Origin of the sequence: Phreatobacter stygius, from assembly GCF_005144885.1 — a bacterium.
Classification (GTDB): domain Bacteria; phylum Pseudomonadota; class Alphaproteobacteria; order Rhizobiales; family Phreatobacteraceae; genus Phreatobacter; species Phreatobacter stygius.
This window is the reverse complement of the sequence record NZ_CP039690.1, coordinates 4281683-4301537: the sequence shown is the minus strand read 5'-3', so window position 1 is coordinate 4301537 and position 19855 is coordinate 4281683. Positions and strand designations below refer to the sequence as shown.

Below are 19855 nucleotides of genomic sequence, written 5' to 3'. Positions count from 1 at the left end.
TCAGGACGCCATGAGGTCGAGGAAGCGCTTGGTGACGGGGATGATGTTGGCGCCGTACCAATCGGCGTTCTGCAACACCATCAGCTTGCGGTTGTCAGGATGTCCCGGGTTCTTCTTGCCCAGGGCCTCGCCATAGGTGCCGTCGGCGGCCGGGTTGGCCGGGCCGTTGCCGAGCAGTTCCAAGAGCTTCACCTGCGCCTGCGGGTCCTGCATCGCGGCGAGGAACTGCATGGCGACCTTGCCCGCCGGATTGTTCTTCGGCACCGACATGACGCCCGGCTGCAGCATACCCTGGTTGAAGGTGTAGCGGAACCGGCCGCCCGATTCCTCCTGCAGCAGGTTGGCGCGGGTATGCCAGAGCTGGCCCATGGTGACCTCACCATCGCGGAACAGCTGCTGGCTGCTGGCACCGGTATCCCACAGCACCAGGTGATCCTTGATCGCGGCGATCTTCTTCAGAGCCCGGTCGACGTCGAGCGGATAGAGCTTGTCGAGCGGCACGCCGTCGGCGAGCAGCGCCGCTTCCAATGCGCCGGCCATGTATTTGTAGAGCACGCGCTTGCCGGGGAATGTCCTGACGTCCCAGAAGTCGGCCCAACTCTGCGGCGTCTTGCCGCCGAAGGCCCTGGAGTCGAAGGTCAGGACCGAACCATAGACGAAGACGGTGGCGCCCCAGCGGTAGTCCATGCCAGGCAGCGCCTTTGCCCGGTCGACCACGGCATAATCGATCTCGTCGACCACGCCGGCAGCACCGAGCGAAGCCTGGGTACCGACGCCGCCGTCGATGATGTCCCAGGTGACGTTGCGCGCCTGGACCATGGCGCGAACCCGGCCGGGCGACGGCCCGGTGCCGTCCATCACCACCTTGACGCCGGTCCTGGCAGTGAACGGTTCGCCCCAGACCTTCTGATAGGCCGCCTCGGCGTCACCACCCCACATGGCGAAGACGATCTCTTTCGCCGCAGTCTGCGCCTTGGCCGGGTCGATGCCGGCGCCGATGCCGGCGGCGGTGAACAAGGCGCCCAGTTGCAGCAACTGACGCCGGTCGATGGCGCCGGCCCTCGCCCGCTCCACCGCCACCTGCAACGCGTCGCCGAGATAGTCGATCCTGCCCGTCATCATTCCCTCCTGCCGAATGATCTTCGCCGGCGTCCGAATGCCCAGCGTGACCGCTCTATTTCTATCTGACATGTCAGTTTGCAATTGATTGCCGAAGCCGAAAGCCTTGTCAATCACAGGTATTTCGGCATTCCTGCCAGTGTCAGCGATGATGCGGTAATCACTGCACTTTTCAATCCGCCAATTGACATGTTAGTCATGCGAGGCGATGAGACGGTCGATGAGGCGCGGACCACCGCTGGCGCGCCGCGTCTTCGGGGAGATCCATGGCGAGCCTGACCACTGCCCCTCCGCGCCGGCGCGGGACCATGGCGAACCCCAAGACCATGGCGAACCCCAAGACCATGACGAACCCCAAGACCGTGACGAACCCAAAGACCATGGCGGCCGAGGCCTATGCCCGGCTCGAGGAGATGATCATCCTCGGCAAGCTGGTGCCGGCGACGCGCTTGTCCGAGCAGATGCTGGCGCAGGCGCTGGGGCTTGGCCGCACGCCAATCCGCGAAGCCTTGCAGAAGCTGCGCGAGAACCACCTGGTCGACATCCTGCCCCGCTCCGGCGTGTTCGTGACCAAGGTCGATTTTCGCAGCCAGCTGCTGGTCATGGAGGTGCGTCACGATCTCGAACGGCTGGTCGCCCGCAGGGCCGCCCGCCGCGCCAACACCGCCGAACGGCAGAAGTTCCTGCAGCTTGCTGCCGCCATGCGCCTTGCCGGCGAGACCCGCGACAAGCTGGCCTTGATGGCGGTGGATCGGCAGTTCAAGGAATTATCGCTACAGGCGGCCGCCAACAAATATCTGACCGCCGCGCTGGCGCCGATCCACGCCCATTCACGCCGCTTCTATTTCACCCATCTCGAAACGACGAACGTGCCGATCGCGCTGTCGCATGCCGAGGCGATCGAGGCGATCGGTCGCGGCGACGAGGCCGCGGCGGTGGCCGCGACCGAGGCCTTCCTGGAAGCGATGGAGGCCTTCACCAAGGCGGTCATCACCGCCGAACTGGCCGAGGTTTGAGGGGGCTGGCCGCGGGTGGCCTCAGGCCCCCGCGCCCCAGTTCGGGTCGTTCATGACGTCGTCCTGGTTCTCGCCGAGCGCCGGCGAGGCATGGGCGCCATAAAGCCGCTCGCCATTGATGACGATCGGCTGGCGCACGCTCGGCAAGGTGCCGGCCCGGGTCTCGGGCGCCGGCAGGTCGACACGCATGCCGCGGGCGACGACCTGCGGATCCCTGAACACTTCCGGCACGGTGTTGATCGGACCGACCGGCACGCCGGCCGCCTCGAGCTTCTCGATCAGGTCGGCCTTGGCGAACAGAACCGTGCGCGCGATCAGGAGCGGCATCAGCAGGTCGCGGTTGTTGACCCGCTGCTCGTTGTCGACGAAGCGCGGATCGGTGACCAGTTCCGGCACGCCGAGCACTTCGCAGGTCCGGCGATATTGGCCGTCATTGCCGGTCGCCAGGATGATGTGGCCATCGCTGACCGGCACCACCTGATAGGGCACCAGATTGGCGTGGGCATTGCCCATGCGCTTGGGATCGACGCCCGCGATCATGTGGTTCATCGAATGGTTCTGCAGCAGCGCCACCTGGGTATCGAGCAGTGCCATGTCGATATGGCTGCCCTGGCCGGTGGCGTCGCGCTGGCGCAGCGCCGCCAGGATGCCGACGGTGGAATAGACGCCGGTGAAGATGTCGGCATAGGCGACGCCGACCTTCTGCGGTTCGCCCTGCGGGTCGCCGGTCAGCGACATGATGCCGCCCATGCCCTGGATGATGAAGTCATAACCCGGGCGCGGCGCATAGGGCCCGGTCTGGCCGAAGCCGGTGATCGAGCAATAGACGATGCGCGGGTTGACCGCCTTGAGGCTCGGATAGTCGAGGCCATATTTGACCAGGCCACCAACCTTGAAGTTCTCGATCACCACGTCGGCATGTTTGGCGAAGCGCCGGATGGTCGCCTGGTCGTCGGCACTGTTGAAGTCGAGTGCGATCGAGCGTTTGCCGCGATTGGTCGAGTGATAATAGGCCGAGCCGTGATAACCGCCGTCCTTGTCCTCGACAAAGGGCGGCCCCCATTCGCGGGTGTCGTCGCCGACGCCCGCCCGTTCCACCTTGACCACATCGGCGCCGAGATCGGCGAGCAATTGCCCGCACCACGGACCGGCCAGCACGCGCGCCAGTTCGAGCACGCGCAGGCCGGCAAGAGGTTTCGTCGTCATTCCCGGCTTGCTCCCGATGCGGTTGGTTTTCGTTGCTGGCCCAGAAGAATGCTGGGCTCAGAAGAATACTGGGCTCAGAAGAATGCCTGCAGACCGGTGATCGCGCGACCGAGGATCAGCGCATGAACGTCATGCGTTCCCTCATAGGTGTTGACCGTCTCCAGGTTCTGGGCGTGGCGCATCACGTGATATTCGATCTGGATGCCGTTGCCGCCATGCATGTCGCGGGCCTGGCGGGCGATGTCGAGCGCCTTGCCGCAATTGTTGCGCTTGACGATCGAGATCATTTCCGGCGCCGCCCTGCCCTCGTCGAACAGCCGGCCGACGCGGAGCGACGCCTGCAGGCCGAGCGAGATCTCGGTCTGCATGTCGGCGAGCTTCTTCTGGAACAGCTGGGTCTGGGCCAGCGGCTTGTTGAACTGCTTGCGGTCCAGGCCATATTGGCGGGCCCGGTGGAAGCAGTCCTCGGCAGCCCCCAGCGCGCCCCAGGAAATGCCGTAGCGGGCGCGGTTGAGGCAGCCGAACGGCCCCTTCAGGCCGGAGACGTTGGGCAACAGGTTCTCTTCCGGCACGATGACGCCGTCCATCACCACTTCGCCGGTGATCGACGCGCGCAGCGACAGCTTGCCACCAACCTTCGGCGCGGTCAGGCCCTTCATGCCCTTTTCCAGCACGAAGCCGCGGATCTTGTTGTCGTGGGCCGCCGACTTCGCCCAGATGACGAAGACATCGGCGATCGGCGAGTTGGAGATCCACATCTTCGAGCCGGTCAGGCGGTAGCCGTCGGCGACCTGCTCGGCGCGGGTCTTCATGCCGGCCGGATCCGAACCGGCATCGGGTTCGGTCAGGCCGAAGCAGCCGACCCATTCGCCGGATGCGAGCTTCGGCAGATATTTCTTGCGCTGCTCTTCCGAGCCATAGGCATAGATCGGGTACATCACCAGCGAGGACTGCACGCTCATCATCGAGCGATAGCCGGAATCGACCCGCTCGATCTCGCGCGCCACCAGGCCGTAGCTGACATAATTGGCGCCGGCGCCACCATATTCTTCCGGCACTGTCGGCCCGAGGAAACCCATCTCGCCCATCTCGTTGAAGATCGAGCGGTCGGTCTTTTCCTCCAGATACATCTCGGAGACCCGCGGCATCAGCTTTTCCTGCGCATAAGCGCGGGCGGCGTCGCGGATCAGTCGCTCGTCCTCGGTCAACTGGTCGTTGAGCAGGAAGGCATCGTCCCAGGAGAACTCGGCGAGATCAGGACGGTCCTTGGCTTTCAGCTGAGCGGCCATGAAACATTCTCCTTGGTTGTGCGCTCCAGGCCGCGCCTTTGCGCACTTGCCATCGAGCCTGCGGTTCTTCCCATTCGGATGGCGCTCCATACAGCTGGACGGCGCCGGCGAAAAGCGACATGTTCGACAAAGATCATTCCAAACAGGAATGGATATGCTCCGACGCAGTTTCCTCCCCGGGGTCGGCAATCTCCTGGCCTTCGAGGCCGCAGCCCGCCATGGCAGCATATCGCGCGCGGCGGAAGAACTGCATCTGACGCAGAGCGCGGTATCGCGCCAGATCCTGCACCTGGAAGCGACCTTGGGGGTAGCGCTGTTTCACCGGGTGCGCCGGCGCATCGTGCTGACCGATGCCGGCCGCATCTATGCGAGCGACCTTCGCCAGGCGCTCACCGGCGTGTCGGATGCAACCCACAAGATGATGGCCTATGCCGGCGCCGGCGGCGTGCTCGACCTCGCCGTCCTGCCGACCTTCGCGGCCCGCTGGCTGATCCCCCGGCTGTCAGGCTTTCTCAGCGACAATCCTGACGTGATCGTCAATTGCACGGCGCGCGTCGCGCCCTTCGACTTCGGCCAGGAACCATTCGACGCCGCGATCCATGTCGGCCGGCCGGACTGGGCCGGCGCCGTCTGCGAGCACCTGATGATCGAGGAGAGCGTACCGGTGTGCAGCCCCGGCTATCGCGCCGCGCACACGATCGAAGCGCCTGGCGACCTCACCCGCACCAGCCTGTTGCAGCAGATGACCCGGCCGACCGCCTGGGCGGAATGGTTCGAGCAGGCCGGCGTCGAGGCGCCCCAGGCGCTGCGCGGCCATCGCTTCGAGCAATTTTCCATGGTTGCCGAGGCCGCGGTCGCCGGCCTCGGCGTGGCGCTGGTGCCGCATATCCTGGTCGAGGCGGATCTTGCCTCCGGCCGGCTCGACGTGCTGTTCCCGCAGACGCTGATCTCGACCAAGGCCTATTATTTCGTCTGCCCCGAGCACAAGGCCGAGGCACCGCTGGTCAGGGCGTTCCGCGACTGGATCGTCGGGCAAGCGAAAGAGGCCGGCACGAGTGAGCCCGCCAGCCTCCCTGTTTGAGACGGCCGGACAGCACGGCGCGGCCCTGCACAGGGATCGTGCCGCTGCCGCACCCTCGGACCCTCAGGGGGAAAGCCTCCGCGCTCTCCTGAGAGCCCTAAGGCCAACGTCTCGCCAGGGAAATTTCGCTCCACCTGCACCGGACCATGGCCCTTGTCTTTGCGGGTCACTTTTCTTGAAATGTCCGGCAAATTACCGTACACTATAGGGAGGAGAAAAAGGATGCGCCAGAACTCTACCCGTTCCACCCGGCTTGAAGCACGGGTATCGCCGGACGCCCTCGCCGTCCTCAAGCGTGCCGCCGAAATACAAGGGCGCAGCCTCAGTGACTTCGTCGTCGCCGCGGCCCAAGAGGCGGCGCAGAAGACGATTGCTGAGACACAGATCATCCGGCTTTCGGTTGATGACCAGCGCGCGCTTGCGCAAGCGCTGCTCAATCCGCCCGAACCCACCGCTGCTTTGCGCCGTGCCCGCGACGCCCATCATCGCCTGGTGCTGGAATCGCGGTGACGGCATCGTTCATTATCCGATCCCTCGCACCCGAGCACGATCGCTTGGCTTTCTCCTGCGGCGTCGATGCGCTTGACCGCTACCTGCAAAATCAGGCCAGCCAGGATGTGCGCCGTCACATCTCAAACTGCTTTGTCGCCTCTCCGGCAGAGGGTGCCATCATCGCCGGGTATTATACGCTCGCAGCCGCCAGCATTCCGGTGCTCGACCTCCCCGAGGCCGAGACCAAACGCCTGCCGCGCTATCCTGTGCTCCCGGCAGCCCTGATCGGCAGGCTCGCCGTCGATCGCCAATATCGCGGACGAGACCTCGGCGCGGCGCTTCTGTTCGATGCGATCCAGCGCGCGGTGCGGGCCGAGGCCGCGGTGTTCACGATGGTGGTCGATGCCAAGGATGAAAGCGCTGCGGCCTTCTACCGGCATTTTGGCTTCATGCCCTTCGCCAGCCGACCGATGAGCCTGTTCCTGCCCATCGCCACCGCAATGAAGCTTCTCGGCTGATCGGTCATCCAAAGGCGGTGCGAAGACCCCATGGCGACATTCACCCAATCCCAGCTGCAAGCCATCGCCGACGCGCTCGGCGACACGCGCGACGGCCTTAGCGGAAGCGAGATCGGCCACCTGCTTGCCAGCTCCAAAATCAATGACACGGATCCAGCCCTGACCAAGCGGCATCGTCTCTACAATGCGTTCGCCCATGATCAGAACACACGGCAAGATCGGATGCATGTGATCGCGTTTATCCGCAAGGCGATGAAGCCCGAGCGGTTCGCGCGGGAATCCGAACGGTTCGAGCCGATGCGGCTCAATCTTAACCGGGCCTTGGCCTTTGCTGGCCTCGCCATTGATGCAACCGGCCAGCTTGAAACCGTCGAACAAGCGAGAACATTGTCTGATGCCGCCCGGCGCGCGCGGGAGCTTCGCGCCGATCTGATCAGCCGTGGCGTCCATCCCGATGTGTTGCGGTTCTGCAAACAGGAACTGCTAGCGGACAATTATTTTCATGCTGTGCTGGAGGCAGTCAAAAGCGTCGCGGACAAAATCCGAGCCCGCACGGGCCTGACCGATGACGGCAGTGGGCTTGCTGATCGGGCCTTCGGCGGGCCGGCCCCGATGCTGGCCATCAACACGCTGAGTTCGGAGAGCGAACACAGTGAACAAAAGGGCTTTGTCAATCTTCTGAAAGGGATATTTGGCATGTTCCGCAATCCCACTGCCCATGCCGCCCGCATCCATTGGCAGATGTCCAAGGAGGATGCGGAAGATTTGTTTTCACTGGTGTCATTGATACATCGACGCATAGACGCGGCCACTATGCCTCCGCGCCCATAAAAACGGGATACACCACCAACTACTGCGAGATTTGTGATGAAAAAGACGATTGGTGGTGTGACTTACGATACGGACATCGCGACTGAAATCGCATCCGGAAGCCATCGACACGAATTGTCGCAGGCATGGTGGCGACTCTACCGCACGCCGAGTGGCGCGTATTTCGAGGTGGCAGCCGACCACGATGGTGTCGTCAATGAATTCCAGCCAGTGGCTGACGAGCGGGCTCGCAAATTTCTGGAGGTCAACGCCAACCACCTTGTGGAAGAGCATTTCGGTCCGATGAGGGAACCTAAGCGGGCGCGCTTTGCACGGCGCACGGTGAACGCCGCTATCAACGTTCTCGACAAGGACAACAAGTTCACCCACGCCGAAATCAGCTCGTTCCTCATCGATCTAGACCGGGAGATCTACGATGCCATCCGCGAAAAGGGGATCAGCATCAAGGCACGCCTGAATGATCTAAAGAAATTTGTGGACGATCATCCCGGCTACGTTGTCGACGGAGAGCTGTTCGCCGACATCATCGTCGAAAAGGCCGTTGCTTCCCTGCCGCCCGACGAGATACCGCGCCCCTGGTCAACGCCGGATGCTCCATCCCCTGTTATTGAGAGTTTCAAGCGCGCCCTGGAAAGCGACGGCTTCGTTGTTACAGATCGCGTGCTGCGCCGCTCATCGCCGGTCGACCTTGGATTGCCAGAGACGGAATCGGAATTGATCCGGCTGCTGTCGAAACACGGCTTCACGACCGCAAAGGGCCATCTCGAGCAAGCGTTCGAGAGTCATGCGAGAGGCCTCTGGGCATCTGCCAACAGCCAGATCAGATCATTTCTCGAAAGCCTATTCGATGAAATGGCGACGAGGATCGACCCAGCAGCGACGACGCGGAAACCAGGGCGCGAGCGTCGCGCGCATCTGGCCAATGTGACGTCACCAATCTTCGATCGGTCGTTGAATGAATGGGGTGACAATGGCGTCGGGTTTATCAATGGCCTGATGGCACGACTTCATCCGCACGGTTCTCACCCTGGACTATCCGACCAACAGGATAGCAGTTTTCGATTGCACGTCGTGTTGCTGACCGCCCATCTCGCCCTCAAGCGGTTCGACGCGAGACGGTAAACTGCAAGCCATCGCCGACGCGCTCGGCAACACAGGTGACGGCCTTGGCGGAAGCGAGATCGGCCATCTGTTTGCCAGCGTTGAAATCAACGATACCGATCCAACCTTGACCAAGCGAGCACAAGGCCAAGGCGCCGCGGGTCAAGGCCTTCCGCGACTGAATCGCCAGGGCAGCGAAAGAGGTCGGCACGCCGGGGAATGACGGCGTCTACGCCGCCTGAAATAGCTCACGGAGGAACCCTCGGAACTAGCCCGCTGCCCCACCGGCGCAAAAAGGAACGGCTCCCGCTTCATTCGAAACGGGAGCCGCTCTGGTCTATCCGGACGGCAAGAGCCGCCCTGTCAGATCACTGGTGGCCGAACATCGACTTGACCTCGAGGAAATCCTCGAAGCCATAGCGGCCCCATTCGCGGCCGTTGCCGGACTGCTTGTAGCCGCCGAAGGGCGCGGCCAGATCGCCGCCGGCGCCGTTGATATGGACCATGCCGGCACGGATGCGGCGGGCCACCTTGCGGGCGTGGTCGAGATCGCCCGAGGTGACGTAGCTCGACAGGCCGTAGACCGTATCGTTGGCGATCTCGATCGCCTCTTCTTCCGAGGAATAGGGCAGGATCGACAGCACCGGCCCGAAGATTTCCTCGCGCGCGATGGTCATCGAATTGGTCACATCGGCAAAGATGGTCGGGCGGATATAATAGCCCTTGTTGAGGCCCGACGGGCGGCCGGGACCGCCGGTGACCAGGCGGGCGCCCTCGGCGATGCCCTGCTCGATCAGCTTCTGGATCTTGGCGAACTGAACGTCGCTGGCGACCGGTCCAATGGTGGTGCCTTCGGCGCGGGGATCGCCGACCACCGTCTGCTCGGCGACGCCGCGGGCAATGGCGATCACCTCTTCCTGGCGGTCGGCCGGCACCAGCATGCGGGTCGGCGCGTTGCAGGACTGGCCGCTATTGCCGAAGCACGAGCGGGCGCCATGGGTGACGGCGCGGGCGAAGTCGGCATCGCCCAGGATGATGTTCGGCGACTTGCCGCCGAGCTCCTGCGCCACGCGCTTGACCGTGTCGGCGGCCGCCTTGGCGACCAGGATGCCGGCGCGGGTCGAGCCGGTGAACGACACCATGTCGATATCGGGATGGCTCGACAGGCGATGACCGACGGTGGCGCCGTCGCCATTGACCATGTTGTAGACGCCGGCAGGCACGCCAGCCTCATGCATGATCTCGGTGAAGACCAGGCCGGACACGGGCGCGATCTCGCTGGGCTTCAGCACCATGGTGCAGCCGGTGGCGAGCGCAGGGCCGACCTTGCAGCCGACCTGGTTCATCGGCCAGTTCCACGGAGTGATCAGGCCAACCACGCCGACCGGCTCGCGGGTCACCATGGTCTTGTTGATCATCTCGTCGAATTCATAGGTCTTCAGCACTTCCAGCGCCTGGACGAGATGGCCGAGACCGGCGCCGACATGGGCGGTTTTGGCCAGCGACATGGGCGCGCCCATTTCGCGCGAAATGGCTTCGGCCATGTCGCCGGAGCGCTTCTTATAGACCTCGACGACACGCTCGAGCAGCTCAATGCGCTCCTTGCGGCTGGTGCGCGAGAATGAGGCGAAGGCCTTCTTGGCGGCGGCGATCGCCTTGTCGGCGTCCTCAACCGTGCCCAGCGTGATCTTGGTGAAGGCCTCTTCGGTGGCCGGATCGAACACGTCGAGCGTCACGTTGCTGATCGGGGCAACCCAGGCGCCATCGATATAGAATTCGAGATTGTGCTGCGACATGGTGCGTTTCCTTGGGATGTCGAGGAAGTTTAAGGTCTTGGAAGCGTTAAGTCTCTTGGGAGCTTCAAGTCTCTTGGAAGCTCGGATTGCTCAAAATTTTATACAGCGGCAAAGCGATTGCAAATTCATTCGGCGCGAGGCCCACGCTCTAAAGATACGGCGGCGTGCAGGCGCTGACCACCTCGCACGGCTCACTGCCGACATTCCGAAACCGGTGAGGTGTCTGGCTGTCGAACAGATAGGCCTCGCCCGCCTTCAAGACACGGACCGACTGGCCGACGGTGATCTCGAGCAGGCCGGAAATGACCACGCCGCCCTCCTTCGAGGCATGGGCGAGCATGGCCTTTCCGGTATCGGCGCCGGGCTCGTAGATTTCGTGCAGGATCTGCAGGTTATGAGCCCTTGCATCGCCCACCTGCTTGAAGGTGATGCGCCCCTTCTTGCTTTTCATCGCACCGGGAATGATCGACGTCAGATCGATCAACTCCGCCTTCTCGAAGAAAACCTTGTCCTGCTGTGGCGCCTCGGCACTGAAGAAGTCGACAAAATTGACCGCGAGACCATCGAGGATCTTGCGCAGCGAAGCGACCGACGGGCTCGACTTGTTCTGCTCCACCGTGGCGATCAGCCCATGCGGTACGCCGGCCCGCGTCGCCAGCTCGCGTTGCGACAAGCCTGCCGCGGCCCGTAGCTCCCGCAGTCGCGCGCCGACGTCGAAATCCATAACCGTTTCCCTGAAGCCGGATGCACCGGGCACCCCATTGACCCGCAGCATAGTTGCCGTGCATTTTGCTGTCTGCTCAAAATTTTGAGCAGCAGCTAATCACGGCGACGACGCTCGCTTTTGACGCGTGAGGGAGATGACCATGAGCACAGCAGACCTTGCAACCCGCCAGAGCCAGGCCGTGCCGCGCGGCGTCGCGACCAAGGGCGTCTATGCGGTGCGCGCCGAGAACGCCACGCTGTGGGACGCCGACGGCAAGAGCTATATCGATTTCGCCGCCGGCATCGCGGTGGTCAATACCGGTCACCGCCACCCCGCGATCATCGAGGCGGTGAAAACCCAGCTCGACGCCTTCACCCATACCTGCTTCCACGTCGCGCCTTATGAGAGCTATATCGCGCTCGCCGAGCGCCTGAACGCCGCCACCCCCGGCACCCATGCCAAGAAGACCATGCTGGTCACCACCGGCGCGGAAGCGGTGGAGAACGCCATCAAGGCCGCCCGGCATTTCACCGGCCGCTCGGCGGTCGTCGCCTTCAACGGCGCCTTCCACGGCCGCACGATGATGGGCATGGCGCTCACCGGCAAGGTGTCGCCCTACAAGAAGGGCTTCGGGCCGTTCCCGGCCGAGGTGTTCCACGTCGCCTTCCCGAAGACCTATCACGGCATCGACACCGCCCAGGCGCTGGCCAATCTGAAGCAGCTGTTCCTGGCCGACGTCGATCCGGCCCGGGTCGCGGCCATCATCATCGAGCCGGTACAGGGCGAAGGCGGCTTCTATGTCGCGCCCGCCGAGTTCCTGAAGGAATTGCGCAAGGTCTGCGACGAGCACGGCATCCTGTTGATCCTGGACGAGATCCAGACCGGCATTGCGCGCACCGGCAAGATGTTCGCCGCCGAGCATGCCGGCGTCGTGCCCGACCTCGTCACCATGGCCAAGGGTCTTGGCGGCGGCTTCCCGCTCGCCGCCGTCACCGGCCGCGCCGAAATCATGGATGCGGCCCAGCCGGGCGGCCTTGGCGGCACCTATGGCGGCAACCCGGTGGGTGTCGCCGCGGCCCATGCCGTGCTCGACGTGATCGAAAAGGAAGACCTGTGCGCCAAGGCGGCGGCGCTCGGCGACATGATGATCGACCGGCTGAAGGAAATGGCCAAGCGCAATTCCTTCTCCTGCATCGGCGACGTGCGCGGCCTCGGCGCCATGGTGGCTTTCGAGCTGGTCAAGGATCGCGAGACCCGCGAGCCGGATGCGGCGCTGACCTCGGCGCTGATCGCCAAGGCCGAGGAGAGCGGCCTGATCCTCTTGTCCTGCGGACCGGACGCCAATGTCGTCCGTCTGCTCGCGCCCCTGACCACGCCGATCGAGCAGGCCAGGAAGGGCATGGACATCCTGGAAGCCTCGCTCGCCGCCGTCGTGAAGAACTGATCCCCCAGAGCTTCCGCGCCCAAAAATCAGGCCGCATCCGGTACCCCGGATGCGGCCTTTTCGTGCCGGATCGAATGCTGCGGGACGGGCGTCAGCCGCCGATGTCCTCGGCATGGACGAGCGACTTCTTGTAGGTCTCCGGGATCATCAGCACGACCAGGAAGACCACCGCCGAGACAACAGCCATATAGATCGCCGGGGCGATCTTCGAGCCCGATTGCAGGATCAGCCAGGTGCCGAGGAAAGGCGCCGTGCCGCCAAAAATCGTATAGGCGAGATTGTAGCTGATCGCCGCGGCACTGAAGCGGGTGCGGGTCGGGAACAGTTCCAAAAGCGCGATGCCGACCGGTCCCCAGAACAGGCCGCAGCCAATGGCAAGCAGGCTCTGGCCGGCGATGGCGGTGACCAGGCTGCCCTGCGCCGCCAGCAGATAGGCGGGAATGCAGACCGCGGCATTGATCGCAAGACCGATCAGCAGGATCGGCTTGCGGCCGAAACGATCGGACAGGGCGCCGCCGGCGATCATCGCCAGGAAGGCGACGAACAGCGCGACACTGTTGGAGATCAGCGCCGAATTGCTGTCGAGACGGACGGTGGCGATCAGATAGCTGACGAAATAGCCGGCCAGCGTATAGAAGCCGAGGCTCGAGAAGGCGGCCAGTGCGAAGGAGAAACCCATCGCCTTCTTCTGGTCGCGCACGGCATCGCTGATCGGCGTCGCGGCGACACGCTTGGCCGCCTGGGTCGCCTTGAAAGCCGGCGATTCATCGACCTGCCGGCGGATATAGAGACCGACCAGCGCGAGCGGCCCGCCGATCAGGAAGGGAATGCGCCAGCCCCAGGAGGCATAGGCATCGCCGGTCAGCACATTGGTCAGCAGCAGCACCAGAAGGGCAGCGGCGATCGGCGGCAGGTTGGCGAAGGAATAGGTGAAGGCGACATAGAGGCCGCGGCGCTCGCCGGGCGCATGCTCGGCGACGAAGGCATTGGAACCGACCGTCTCACCGGCGGCCGAGAGACCCTGGACCAGCCGGCAGACCACCAGCAGGATCGGCGCGAGAATGCCGACCTGGGCATAGGTCGGCAACAGGCCGATGGCGATGGTCGCCGCGCCCATCATCAAGATGACGAAGGACAGCACGCGGCGGCGGCCGATGCGGTCGCCGAGGCTGCCGAAAATGAAACCGCCGAGCGGGCGCATGACGAAGCCGACCGCATAGACGGCAAAAGTCGACAGCAGCGCCGCGGTCGGGTCGGAATTCGGGAAGAACAGCTTGGCGATGATCGCCGCCGAATAGGCGTAGACGACGAAATCGTACCATTCGACGAACTGGCCGAGCGCGGCCGACGTCAGGACCCGGCGCAGCGCGCTCTTGTCATGGACCTCGGGCACGGCGCCCGCCACGGCCGTTGCGCTTGACTGTGCACTCATAGGACGTCCTCCGAGACAGACCGGTTCAGAACCGGCATTCTTGACATGTTGAAATCCGGCCGGCCGGGATCGGCCGGCCGCTATTGCTTCTGCACCACGGCATAGCGCCGGTGCCGCAGGCTCGGCAGCAGCTCGCGAACGGCATTGAGCCGGCCGGCGGTGAGGGTTGCGATCGCCAGCCCTTCGCCGCCGACCGCGGTGGCCGCCGCCAGCCCGGAGGGATCGACGATCATGCTCAAGCCCACCGACAGGGGCGCCGGCTGGCAGGACGCCGCGACGTAGCAGGTGTTCTCGATGGCGCGCGCCTTCAAAAGGGTTTCCCAATGCAGCTCCTTCAAAGGACCTGCGACCCAGCCGGACGCGACCAGCAGCACATTGGCGCCGCGGTCGATCAGCAGGCGGGCCATTTCCGGGAAGCGGATGTCGTAACAATTGAGCAGGCCGAAGCGAAAGCCGGCGAGATCGAAGGTCGTCAGTTCACCGAAGCCCTGCTGCAGCGGCGCGTGCGCGTTCTTGTCGGACTCGCGATAGTGGAAGGCGTCGTACAGGTGGAGCTTCTCGTAGCGTCCGAGGCTCTCGCCCTTGGCGTCGGCGACGATCAGGCTATTGCGCGCCAGCGGCCCGCCGCTGTCGCCATACGTGCCGGCAACGATCGCTATGCCATGACGCCGGGCGATGGCGTGCACTTCGGCCTCGAAACGGCCGCCGTCGCTGCGGGCAATTTCGGCGATCCGTGCCGCGGGAGCCGTGAAGTCATACATCGAGGCTTCCGGAAACACGGCGATGGCCGCCCCCCGGGCGGCGGCGGCGCCCGCCAGCCGCTCAATGCCGGCGAGATTGGCCGAGACGTCGGCCGTGCCGGCAAACTGGGCGACCGCCACGGTGACCGCGGCGTCGGGCAGGCGTTCTGGCGTATCACTCATCGGGCATTCTCCGGGATGGCTGCACGTCCCGCGCGCCCGTTTGGGATCGGCTTGACCTCGGACACCAAGAGGCACGCGCGGCAGCGCGGGACCGCCACCGGAGATCCGGCGACACCCGTCGCTTGGGCTAATGGTTTGACAACAGAATTTTCGGCGAGTCTAAGATCAATCATGTCATGATTGATAATCCGTAGGCATCAATGTCCCACCTTCCCGACCTCGCCAGGCTTCGCTATTTCGTCGCCGTCGCCGAAGCGCTCAGCTTTCGCGAGGCCGCCGGCCGGCTCAACGTGGCGCAGCCGGCGGTCAGCCGCGCCGTGCAGCAATTGGAAGCGGAGATCGGTTTCAAGCTGTTCGAGCGCACGACACGCCGGGTGGCGCTGACGCCGGCCGGCGCCGTGCTGGCGCGCGACGCGAGCGAGGCGCTGCAGCAATTGCAACGCGCCGTCAGGGATGCCGGACAGGTCGCCGCGGGTGACGCCGGCGAACTCATCATCGGCTATTCGGCCCAGGCCACCCACGGGCCCATGGCGGAGATCATCATCCGCTTCCGCAGCGCCTATCCGAGCGCCCAGGTCAGCCTCTATTCCTTGTCCTCGCAGGAACAGCTGCCGGCGATCGACAACGGCACGATCGATCTCGGCTTTCTCCTGTCGGCCGCCTGCAAGCCGCCGCTGCGCCACGTGGTGGTGGCGCGCCAGCGCTTCGTCATGCTGGTGTCGCGGCAAAGCCCGCTGGCCGGCCGAGCTTCGATCAGCCTCGGCGAACTCGCCGCCACGCCCTTCGTCATCGGCACGCCGAAGCGCTGGTCGAGCTTCCGCGCACTGATCACCAATGTCTGCCTCGGCGCCGGCTTCGTGCCCGATATTGCCGAAGAGGCCGACGACGTGCCGGTGCTGTTGCAGCTCGTCTCGCTCGGCCGTGGCGTGACGCTCTATGGCTCGGCCATCGCGCCCATGCTGCAGCCCGACATCGTCGCCGTGCCGATCAGCGACCCGCATGCCAGTTTCGATATCAGCATCGCCTGGCACGAGGGCCGCCAGACGCGGCTGGCGAGGGAGTTCGCCGCCTTCGCCCAGGCGATGAGCGCGGCCTAGCTCATTCCGCCGCCTGCTTCGGCTCGCCGATGCGCTTCGGCTCGACAATGAAGCCGCCGGACTGGCGCGCCCAGAGCTCGGCATAAAGCCCGCCCCTGGCGATCAGCGCCTCATGCGTGCCCTCCTCGACGATGCGGCCCTGGTCGAGCACCACCAGCCGGTCCATGATCTGCAAGGTCGACAGGCGGTGGGCGATGGCGATCACCGTCTTGCCGGCCATCAGGTCGGCGAGATTGTCCTGGATCGCCGCCTCGACCTCGCTGTCGAGCGCCGCCGTCGCCTCGTCCAGCACCAGGATCGGCGCATCCTTCAAGATGACCCGGGCAATGGCGATGCGCTGGCGCTGGCCGCCGGAAAGCTTGACGCCACGCTCACCGACATAGGCGTCATAACCGGTGCGGCCATTGGCATCCTCCAGCCCCGCGATGAAGCGCGCGGCCTGGGCCTTCTCGGCGGCGGCGGCGACCATCGCCTCGGTGGCGCCGCGCCGGCCGTAGAGGATGTTGTCGCGGATCGACCGGTGCAAGAGCGAGGTGTCCTGGGTGACCACCGAGATGGCGCCGCGCAGGCTCTCCTGGGTGACACCGCGCACGTCCTGGCCGTCGATCGTGATGGTGCCCTGCTCGGCATCGTGGAAGCGCAGGAGCAGGCTCACCAGCGTCGACTTGCCGGCGCCCGAACGCCCGACCAGCCCGACCTTCTCGCCCGGACGGACGACCAGCGTCAGGTCGTCGATGACAGGCATGTCCTGCCGGCCGTAACCGAAACTGACCTCGTTGAAGCGGATCTCGCCCTCGGTCATCGCCAGCGGCTTGGCGTCCGGCTCGTCCTGCATGGTCAGCGGTTTCGAGATCGACAGCATGCTCTCCTGGACCATGCCGACATTCTCGAAAATGCCCTGGATCTCGAAGGCCACCCAGCCGGACATGGCAATGATCTGCGAGGTCAGCGGCAGCACCATGGCCAACGTTGCGATGTCGACCCGGCCGAGCTGCCAGAGATAGACCGCGACCGCGCCGGTGCCGGTCAGGAGAAGCGCGTTGAGAGCCGTCAGCAGGAAGATGAAAAGCGTGTTCATCCGCTGCTGCGCGAAGAAGGCGTCGGTCAGCTCCTGCATGCTGTCGCGGACATAACGGTCTTCGTCGTCGGACTTGGCGAACAGCTTGACGGTGAGGATGTTGGTATAGCTGTCGACCACCTTGCCGGTGACCGCCGAACGCTTGGCGGAGGCCTCGCGCGACAATTCGCGCTGGCGCGGAATAGTGAAGATCAGCAGCGCCAGATAGAAGCCGACCCAGATGATCATCGGCATGGCGAGACGCCAGTCCTGCATCAGCATCAATCCGACCGCGCCGAGGCCGTAGAAGATGATGTGCAGCACCGAGCGGATCAGCGCGACCAGGGTTTCCCTGACCGAGGGGCCGGCCTGCATGACCCGGTTGGCAATGCGGCCGGCAAAATCGTTCTGGAAAAAGCCGAGGGATTGCCGGGCTACGTGGAAATGGCTCTGCCAGCGGATCAGCGTGTTGAACGGCGGGACGATCGCCTGGTTGGAGATCAGCCGGTGCAGCAGCGTCACGGCCGGGCGGATCACCAGCATGACCACGAGCATCATGGCGAGCGTCGGCCAGGCGGTCTCGATCAGCGCCTCGCGCGGCGTATGGGCGAGCAGGCCGACCAACTGGCCAATGAAATAGGGCACCGATGTTTCCAAGAGCGCCAGCACCAGGCTGACCACGAAAAAGGCGGCGAAGACGCCCTTCGCCTGCTTGGTGAAATACCAATAGAACGCCAGGAGGCTGGCCGGCGGGTCTCCGGGCGGCGGCGCGGCGGTCGGGTCGATACGGCTTTCGAAATAGCGAAACATTGAAAAAAACCCGGTCGGAAATGCGTCGCGGCAGCGCGAAACACGCTGCGGAACGGCCGCGACTCGTTGAACGAAGAGGGATGGGCGGGGATTGTGACGCGGATAGGGTCAGGAGTCGATCGCACTGCGGCGCCTTGACCGCCAATGGCTTGCGCCCGACGATCCCGTCCCGGGGAGAAACGCCATGACAATGACCAGACGCCAGGCGCTCAGCGGCATGACCGCGGCCATGCTCGCTTCAGGACCATGGCTGGTGCGCCGCGCCCTGGCGCAAGACGCTCGGCCGCCGGTGATCTTCGTGCACGGCAATGGCGACCATGCCGCGCTCTGGCTGACGACGCTCTGGCGGTTCGAGAGCAATGGCTGGCCGCGCGACCGGCTGACCGCGTTCAACTTCACCGATCCGCTGTCGCGCAATGACGACGCCGTGCCCATGGCCGGCCGCTCGGGCACCGAGGACCAGCTGCGGGAACTGACCGCCGTGATCGCCGAGGTCAGGGCCCGCACCGGCGCGGCCAGGGTTGCCCTGGTCGGCAGTTCACGCGGCGGCTATGCCATCCGCAACGTCGTGGTCGAGGCCGGCGGCGGGGCCCAGGTGAGCCATGCGGTGCTGTGCGGCACACCCAATCGCGGGGTGTTCGACTGGGACGCCAATCCGGGCAGCGAATACAATGGCCGCGGACCCTTCCTGAAGCGGTTGAACGGCCGCGACAGCGATGTCGTGCCCGAGACCGCCTTCCTGACGCTGCGCAGCGCCGGCAACGACAAATTTGCCCAGCCGGACGGCCGCCTTCTGGGGCGGCCGGGCGTGCCGACCGGCATCACGACGGAGGGGCCGTCGTTGCGCGGCGCCAGCAATATCGCGCTCGGCCCGCTGGATCACCGCGAGGTGGCGTTCCACCCGCGCGCCTTTCGCGAAATCTACCGGTTCATCGCCGGCGCCGAACCGCAAACCATTGCCGTGGCGGCGCAAGCGCAGGTCACGCTCGACGGGCTGGTGACCGGCAATCCGGCCGGCGTGCCGTCGAACCGGCCGGTCGCCGGCGCCGGCGTCGAGATCTATCGGGTCGCCGCCGATACCGGCGAACGGCAGGGCCAGGCGCTGCTCAGCAAGACCTCCGGCGCCGATGGCCGCTGGGGGCCGCTCACGGTGGCGCCGACGGACTGCCTGGAATTTGTCCTGACGGTTGCCGATCATCCGGTCAGCCACACCTATCGGTCGCCCTTTCCGCGCTCCTCCGATGTCGTGCATCTGCGGCCGGCCCGGCCCTTCGCCGATGCCGACAAGGCCGCCGGCGCCATCGTCCAGATGACCCGCCCGCGCGGCTATTTCGGCATCCCGCGCGACGTCGTGCTGATCGACGGCAAGGAGCCGGCCGACGTGACGCGCGGCGTGCCGAACGATGCGGCGGCGACGCTCAGGCTCGCCACATCGGAGATCGGCCGGCCGGTGGTCGGCCTGTTCAACGAGGAGCGCATCGTGGCCCGCGCCTGGCCGGCTTCGGAGAACCGCATCGCGGTCGCCGAACTGACCTGGTGACGGTCCCGTTACAGGAACGTGTTGGCATCGACGAGACACTTCTCTGGGAGGCGAAGCGAACCGACCGGCTGCCGGCACATCTTCGACGTCATCCCCGGCCGAGCGAAGCGAGGGGAAGGGGATCCAGGGGCGGCTTGGGCGAACCGCGGCGCTGCAATATTCCCGACCCAAATGAAGCCGAGAGCGCGGGTGAAACGGCTCCTGGATCCCCTTCCCCTCCCTCGCTTCGCTCCGTCGGCCGGGGATGACGTAGAGGATGTGCTGGCAGTCGCTCTGCCCGTCGTCACGACCTCCCCTTTGCGCAACCTCGTTCAGTGAACGCCCTCGCTTGAGCTTCGATGGGCAACGAACCGAGCCGATGCAACGCATGATGTCATTCTCCGGACAGTGGTCGAGC

At 64.9% G+C, this 19855-nt stretch carries 17 protein-coding genes; 9 read left to right on the top strand and 8 right to left on the bottom strand.

Going from position 1 to position 19855, the window contains the following annotated elements; genetic code table 11:
- Positions 1 to 1119 (bottom strand): ABC transporter substrate-binding protein, encoded by a 1119-nt coding sequence (locus tag E8M01_RS20190; protein WP_170181988.1) that lies wholly within the window; start codon positions 1117 to 1119, stop codon positions 1 to 3.
- Positions 1120 to 1427: 308 nt separating this feature from the next.
- On the opposite strand from E8M01_RS20190, the gene E8M01_RS20185 reads away from it, so the two are divergent.
- Positions 1428 to 2135 carry a GntR family transcriptional regulator gene (locus tag E8M01_RS20185; protein ID WP_170181987.1) on the top strand — a complete coding sequence of 236 codons (708 nt, stop codon included), beginning with the start codon at positions 1428 to 1430 and terminating at the stop codon, positions 2133 to 2135.
- Between the two features lie 21 nt (positions 2136 to 2156).
- On the opposite strand, the gene E8M01_RS20180 is transcribed toward E8M01_RS20185, so the two are convergent.
- Together E8M01_RS20180 and E8M01_RS20175 are read right to left on the bottom strand one after the other, a co-directional pair.
- Positions 2157 to 3341 (bottom strand): CaiB/BaiF CoA transferase family protein, encoded by a 1185-nt coding sequence (locus E8M01_RS20180; protein WP_136961777.1) that lies wholly within the window; start codon positions 3339 to 3341, stop codon positions 2157 to 2159.
- A 74-nt stretch (positions 3342 to 3415) separates the two neighbouring features.
- On the bottom strand, positions 3416 to 4630 hold the full coding sequence (locus tag E8M01_RS20175; RefSeq protein WP_136961776.1) for an acyl-CoA dehydrogenase: 1215 nt from the start codon (positions 4628 to 4630) through the stop codon (positions 3416 to 3418).
- A gap of 154 nt (positions 4631 to 4784) precedes the next feature.
- Between E8M01_RS20175 and gcvA the strand changes: the two genes are divergently transcribed.
- The 5 genes from gcvA (at position 4785) to E8M01_RS20150 (ending at position 8674) form a co-directional block, all read left to right on the top strand.
- Positions 4785 to 5711, top strand: a complete 927-nt coding sequence (gene gcvA / locus E8M01_RS20170) for a transcriptional regulator GcvA (RefSeq protein WP_136961775.1) — start codon at positions 4785 to 4787, stop codon at positions 5709 to 5711.
- A gap of 222 nt (positions 5712 to 5933) precedes the next feature.
- The gene (locus E8M01_RS20165) at positions 5934 to 6221 is read left to right on the top strand and encodes a type II toxin-antitoxin system TacA family antitoxin (RefSeq protein ID WP_136961774.1); all 288 of its coding nucleotides are present in this window, start codon (positions 5934 to 5936) and stop codon (positions 6219 to 6221) included.
- Complete coding sequence (locus E8M01_RS20160) at positions 6218 to 6721, top strand: GNAT family N-acetyltransferase (RefSeq protein WP_136961773.1); 504 nt, start codon at positions 6218 to 6220, stop codon at positions 6719 to 6721. Before E8M01_RS20165 ends, E8M01_RS20160 begins: the two co-directional genes overlap by 4 nt.
- Positions 6722 to 6751: 30 nt before the next feature.
- Entirely contained in the window at positions 6752 to 7552 is an 801-nt protein-coding gene (locus E8M01_RS20155) for a TIGR02391 family protein (protein WP_136961772.1), read from the top strand.
- Between the two features lie 36 nt (positions 7553 to 7588).
- Positions 7589 to 8674 (top strand): hypothetical protein, encoded by a 1086-nt coding sequence (locus E8M01_RS20150; protein ID WP_136961771.1) that lies wholly within the window; start codon positions 7589 to 7591, stop codon positions 8672 to 8674.
- A gap of 347 nt (positions 8675 to 9021) precedes the next feature.
- On the opposite strand, the gene E8M01_RS20145 is transcribed toward E8M01_RS20150, so the two are convergent.
- Both E8M01_RS20145 and E8M01_RS20140 read right to left on the bottom strand, forming a co-directional pair.
- Positions 9022 to 10449, bottom strand: a complete 1428-nt coding sequence (locus E8M01_RS20145) for an aldehyde dehydrogenase family protein (RefSeq protein ID WP_136961770.1) — start codon at positions 10447 to 10449, stop codon at positions 9022 to 9024.
- A gap of 148 nt (positions 10450 to 10597) precedes the next feature.
- Entirely contained in the window at positions 10598 to 11173 is a 576-nt protein-coding gene (locus E8M01_RS20140; protein ID WP_136961769.1) for a cupin domain-containing protein, read from the bottom strand.
- A gap of 142 nt (positions 11174 to 11315) precedes the next feature.
- On the opposite strand from E8M01_RS20140, the gene gabT reads away from it, so the two are divergent.
- Positions 11316 to 12599, top strand: a complete 1284-nt coding sequence (gabT, locus tag E8M01_RS20135; protein ID WP_215908774.1) for a 4-aminobutyrate--2-oxoglutarate transaminase — start codon at positions 11316 to 11318, stop codon at positions 12597 to 12599.
- Between the two features lie 91 nt (positions 12600 to 12690).
- Here gabT and E8M01_RS20130 read toward each other — a convergent pair whose 3' ends face one another.
- Together E8M01_RS20130 and E8M01_RS20125 are read right to left on the bottom strand one after the other, a co-directional pair.
- Positions 12691 to 14031: an MFS transporter gene (locus E8M01_RS20130; RefSeq protein WP_136961767.1), complete on the bottom strand. Its 1341-nt coding sequence runs from the start codon at positions 14029 to 14031 to the stop codon at positions 12691 to 12693.
- 80 nt (positions 14032 to 14111) lie between these two features.
- A complete protein-coding gene (locus tag E8M01_RS20125) occupies positions 14112 to 14954 on the bottom strand; it encodes a nitrilase-related carbon-nitrogen hydrolase (protein WP_136961766.1) in 843 nt (280 codons plus the stop codon).
- Between the two features lie 200 nt (positions 14955 to 15154).
- Here E8M01_RS20125 and E8M01_RS20120 point away from each other — a divergent pair, with 200 nt between their 5' ends.
- Positions 15155 to 16051, top strand: coding sequence for a LysR family transcriptional regulator (locus tag E8M01_RS20120; protein ID WP_136961765.1), 897 nt, complete (start codon positions 15155 to 15157; stop codon positions 16049 to 16051).
- 1 nt (position 16052) lies between these two features.
- Here E8M01_RS20120 and E8M01_RS20115 read toward each other — a convergent pair whose 3' ends face one another.
- Positions 16053 to 17918, bottom strand: coding sequence for an ABC transporter ATP-binding protein (locus E8M01_RS20115; protein ID WP_136961764.1), 1866 nt, complete (start codon positions 17916 to 17918; stop codon positions 16053 to 16055).
- A 184-nt stretch (positions 17919 to 18102) separates the two neighbouring features.
- Between E8M01_RS20115 and E8M01_RS20110 the strand changes: the two genes are divergently transcribed.
- Positions 18103 to 19458: a hydrolase gene (locus tag E8M01_RS20110; RefSeq protein ID WP_136961763.1), complete on the top strand. Its 1356-nt coding sequence runs from the start codon at positions 18103 to 18105 to the stop codon at positions 19456 to 19458.
- The last annotated feature ends 397 nt before the right edge of the window (positions 19459 to 19855 follow it).

Coding starts and splice junctions, on each gene's coding strand:
- E8M01_RS20190 (WP_170181988.1), bottom strand. CDS start 1,119: ATGACGGGCAGGATCGACTATCTCGGCGACGCGTTGCAGGTGGCGGTG.
- E8M01_RS20185 (WP_170181987.1), top strand. CDS start 1,428: ATGGCGAACCCCAAGACCATGGCGAACCCCAAGACCATGACGAACCCC.
- E8M01_RS20180 (WP_136961777.1), bottom strand. CDS start 3,341: ATGACGACGAAACCTCTTGCCGGCCTGCGCGTGCTCGAACTGGCGCGC.
- E8M01_RS20175 (WP_136961776.1), bottom strand. CDS start 4,630: ATGGCCGCTCAGCTGAAAGCCAAGGACCGTCCTGATCTCGCCGAGTTC.
- gcvA (WP_136961775.1), top strand. CDS start 4,785: ATGCTCCGACGCAGTTTCCTCCCCGGGGTCGGCAATCTCCTGGCCTTC.
- E8M01_RS20165 (WP_136961774.1), top strand. CDS start 5,934: ATGCGCCAGAACTCTACCCGTTCCACCCGGCTTGAAGCACGGGTATCG.
- E8M01_RS20155 (WP_136961772.1), top strand. CDS start 6,752: ATGGCGACATTCACCCAATCCCAGCTGCAAGCCATCGCCGACGCGCTC.
- E8M01_RS20150 (WP_136961771.1), top strand. CDS start 7,589: ATGAAAAAGACGATTGGTGGTGTGACTTACGATACGGACATCGCGACT.
- E8M01_RS20145 (WP_136961770.1), bottom strand. CDS start 10,449: ATGTCGCAGCACAATCTCGAATTCTATATCGATGGCGCCTGGGTTGCC.
- E8M01_RS20140 (WP_136961769.1), bottom strand. CDS start 11,173: ATGGATTTCGACGTCGGCGCGCGACTGCGGGAGCTACGGGCCGCGGCA.
- gabT (WP_215908774.1), top strand. CDS start 11,316: ATGAGCACAGCAGACCTTGCAACCCGCCAGAGCCAGGCCGTGCCGCGC.
- E8M01_RS20130 (WP_136961767.1), bottom strand. CDS start 14,031: ATGAGTGCACAGTCAAGCGCAACGGCCGTGGCGGGCGCCGTGCCCGAG.
- E8M01_RS20125 (WP_136961766.1), bottom strand. CDS start 14,954: ATGAGTGATACGCCAGAACGCCTGCCCGACGCCGCGGTCACCGTGGCG.
- E8M01_RS20120 (WP_136961765.1), top strand. CDS start 15,155: ATGTCCCACCTTCCCGACCTCGCCAGGCTTCGCTATTTCGTCGCCGTC.
- E8M01_RS20115 (WP_136961764.1), bottom strand. CDS start 17,918: ATGTTTCGCTATTTCGAAAGCCGTATCGACCCGACCGCCGCGCCGCCG.
- E8M01_RS20110 (WP_136961763.1), top strand. CDS start 18,103: ATGACAATGACCAGACGCCAGGCGCTCAGCGGCATGACCGCGGCCATG.